This window comes from Citrobacter sp. wls714, from assembly GCF_005281025.1.
GTDB lineage: Bacteria > Pseudomonadota > Gammaproteobacteria > Enterobacterales > Enterobacteriaceae > Citrobacter > Citrobacter werkmanii.
The window spans coordinates 1-3,331 of the sequence record NZ_SZWZ01000055.1; the positions used below are offsets into that span (position 1 = coordinate 1).

The 3,331-nt window shown below is 49.7% G+C and carries 4 protein-coding genes and 3 pseudogenes; all 7 read left to right on the forward strand.

Annotation, left to right across the window (positions count from 1 at the left end; all coding sequences use genetic code 11):
- Nucleotides 1-141, forward strand: a pseudogene (locus FDX11_RS25470) (GTP-binding protein HSR1); the annotation flags it as partial.
- Between the two features lie 205 nt (nt 142-346).
- On the forward strand, nt 347-748 hold the full coding sequence (locus FDX11_RS11625) for a hypothetical protein (RefSeq protein ID WP_047660999.1): 402 nt from the start codon (nt 347-349) through the stop codon (nt 746-748).
- A 96-nt stretch (nt 749-844) separates the two neighbouring features.
- On the forward strand, nt 845-1,312 hold the full coding sequence (locus FDX11_RS11630) for a hypothetical protein (RefSeq protein ID WP_137397948.1): 468 nt from the start codon (nt 845-847) through the stop codon (nt 1,310-1,312).
- Nucleotides 1,313-1,409: 97 nt separating this feature from the next.
- Nucleotides 1,410-1,538: pseudogene (locus FDX11_RS11635) on the forward strand (DUF945 domain-containing protein); the annotation flags it as partial.
- A 111-nt stretch (nt 1,539-1,649) separates the two neighbouring features.
- Nucleotides 1,650-2,120 carry a DNA repair protein RadC gene (radC, locus tag FDX11_RS11640; protein WP_137397949.1) on the forward strand — a complete coding sequence of 157 codons (471 nt, stop codon included), beginning with the start codon at nt 1,650-1,652 and terminating at the stop codon, nt 2,118-2,120.
- Between the two features lie 61 nt (nt 2,121-2,181).
- The gene (locus FDX11_RS11645) at nt 2,182-2,502 is read left to right on the forward strand and encodes a TA system toxin CbtA family protein (protein WP_137397950.1); all 321 of its coding nucleotides are present in this window, start codon (nt 2,182-2,184) and stop codon (nt 2,500-2,502) included.
- Nucleotides 2,503-2,615: 113 nt separating this feature from the next.
- A pseudogene (locus FDX11_RS11650) lies at nt 2,616-3,308 on the forward strand (DUF4942 domain-containing protein); the annotation flags it as partial.
- Between the last annotated feature and the right edge of the window lie 23 nt (nt 3,309-3,331).

Genomic DNA, 3,331 nt, shown 5'->3' on the forward strand with positions numbered 1-3,331 from the left:
TTTGGCGATGCCGTGGTGGAAGTGATTGACGCAGTCATCGACCTGGCCCCGTTGCCACAGGCTGCACGTTACGCGCTCCAGACCGTCACACACACCGTGGCCCGTGCTGCCCGGACCGTCTGGTCCTTCTTCTTTGGCTGACTTCCACATCGATTAGCCTGTTTTCCGTTTCGATAAATAATTTTGCCCTGTCACGATCGATTTTGTCGATCGACCCGATCGGTTTTATTCATTATCCCTGGTAAATATCCGGTTATAGAATTCCTCAGAGATACTGTATTCAGCCATTTACTGATTAAAAATCAATGCGATGAATCGCAGGAGCGCATTCGTCCGGAGAAAAGTAATGAAAAGGTTTTTTATGATACTAACCACCAGTCTGTTGTTCACCTCACTTCCTTCCCTGGCCGCCAGTGATACGCCCGTTACAGTGAAGGTCAGCCATGCCGGTCCTGAGTGCTATGGCTGCGTCTATGTCACCGTGACAGCAAAAACCGACACCGTTCTGATAAAGAAAATCGATGTTAACCGGGGAAAATGCCCGATGCTGACACACCGAAAAATAGCCTACAGGGGCCGGAACGTGGACGGCTGGTGGCCCACAGATAAACCGTTCACACCCCGTAAAATGACCTTCGCTGAGAGTGTCTTCTGGAAATTTGGTCACACTTTGGATTTTGGTAAAGCCTGCAATTTTGTTGAGGCCCGGGTGTTCACCGATCAGGGCACATTCACCGTCAGCCAGTGATATCGCCAGTATCACTTATCAGCCCTCTTTCTTAACGCGTCTCAATGTCTTCAGGAGAGACCCGTATCGTCTTAACCATCACCCTCAGGGAATACTATGAAAAAGAAAATACTGCTTTTCACTCTTCTGATATCTGCTCTGACTCCGGCGGCGTCACAGGCCTTTGGCAATCGTGATGTCTGGGTCAGCGGCTATGCACAGGGGAGGGCTGAATACACTATCCTCGGCAAGGGGCAGTCGCAGCTGTACCTCAGCTGCGACAGTTCGGGTTCACAGGCTGCCACCATTATATTCACCGACGCCAGCGGTCATCAGGTCAGCATGGACCGCGGTCAGACCCTGACCATGAAAATTGATAACGGCGAAGAAGCCGACATCAGTGAAAGCGAATCCCATGTGGGTTCAGACAATGTAATGTGGGCATGGAAAAAATTACGTAGCGGCAAGAACGTCATTGTCTCGGGTTCCGGCTCGAAACCAACAGCATTTACGCTCAAAGGCGCTGGCGCTGTTATTCCTGAATTTGGTGATAACGGGTGCGTACCGAAATTTGCCCTTCCGTAAGCCTTATCCACAACGTTCAAAACATCAACAATACACCACTTGCGCCCTGCTCATTCGAGCAGGGCGTTTTCTTTTGTCTCACATACAGGAAATAACCATGAAATTAGCCAGCCGCTTTGGCCGTATCAACCAGATACGTCGCGACCGACCCTTGGCCCATGAAGAGCTGGTGCATCGTGTCCCCGGCGTGTTCGGGAATGACAAGCATGAATCATGCTCAGACCGGTCGGGTAAGGCCACGATGTTATGCTGCGGCTTACCTCATGAGCCTTTTTATTCTCCCTTCTCTCAGGCTTTGCCAGTACACCAGTAAGGATTTTTGTTTTAAGGATCAATTATGTCTGTACTCAATTTATCCCCCGTCTTTCCCGCAAACGAGCAACGAATAATCCGACGTGCGTTGCGACTGCTGGAGAAATATCAGCGGCAACCGGGTGAACAGTTTCTCTCCACCAGTTTCACCAAAACCTGGCTCCAGCTACAGCTCGCCCAGCAGGAACGAGAAGTTTTTATCGTGATGTATCTCGACAACCAGCATCGTTTGCTTGAGCAGGAAATACTGTTTACCGGCACGCTCAGCCATATCGAAGTCCATCCTCGAGAAGTGGTTAAATCGGCCCTGAGGCATAACGCTGCTGCAGTCATTCTGGCCCACAATCATCCCTCGGGTTCGGCAGAAATCAGCCAGCAGGATAAACACATCACTCAGCGGATTGTGAAAGCGCTGGCACTGGTAGACGTGCGGGTGCTGGATCACCTTGTGGTTGGGAATGATGTGGTGTCTTTTGCTGAGCTGGGTTTGCTTTAAACGGAGGTCTTCTGGCGTCCAATAATATCGTTTTAGTTATTCTTCTCTCAGGACTCAACTTATGCACATCTCATCTGTACCGGTCACGGTGCCGGTTCCATCACGCCTGCCGCCCGTCCAGGTCTGGCAGCAACTGTTAACGTATCTGCTGGAACACCATTACGGTCTTACACTCAACGATACGCCATTCCATGAGGATTCCGTCATCCAGGAACATATCGAGGCAGGAATAACGCTTGCCGATGCGGTGAACTTCCTGGTTGAACGTTATGAACTGGTACGGACTGACCGAAAAGGGTTTACCTGGCAGGAGCAAACACCGTTTCTGGCGGCTGTAGATATTCTCAGAGCCAGACGAGCGACGGGATTAATAAATACTTAAATTCTTCGAGCTTCACTCCTGATTTATACCTCCAGCCTTCTCTCCTTTTTTATTCACCGCATAATGCGCCTGCCACTTCCGGCAGGCGTGTTTGCTTTTATGGACTATTAACTATGCAAACAGAACCCGATGTATTAACGGATCACAATGACCTTATCCTTTCGACAAATATTGAACGTGTAGCCACTGGCCGCGATACCGCGCTGGTGCAAATTGAGCTACTTATCCAGCAACTTGATGCTATATCAGGATTAACTGCTGATATTGGCGGGGGAACTGCACAAGACTGGGCCATGAAGTCCGGGCACCGTTACGATAGCTGGCTGACAGAAAAGACGGATAAAGCAATGTCTGCCATCACCCGTAATATCGACCGCAGTATCTGGCGTGATTTGATGCTGAAGTCCGGCATGATGGCCTTGATGGATGCACAGGCGCGTGACCAGTGGCATAAAAATCTTGAGGAAGGCGAGCTACCGGCTATTAGTGAGGAGAATATTCTCAGCACCTTTGAACAGTTACATCTCAACAAAATGGATGTTTTTGAACGTGGCGTTATTAATGTCTTCAAAGGCCTGTCGTGGGATTACAAAACCAATAGCCCATGTAGCTTTGGTAAGAAGATCATCATCAACAATCTGGTGACGCATAACCGGTGGGGATTCAACCTGAACTGGGGCTGGCGACGTGATCAATTGGCGGACCTGGAGAGGATGTTGTTTCTACTGGATGGCAAACCGATTCCCGACAACCGGGGTGATATCTCTACCCGATTGATGGAACATATTCGCGATAATCCGGCGAAGTGAATCGCCACGGGTTTAACAGA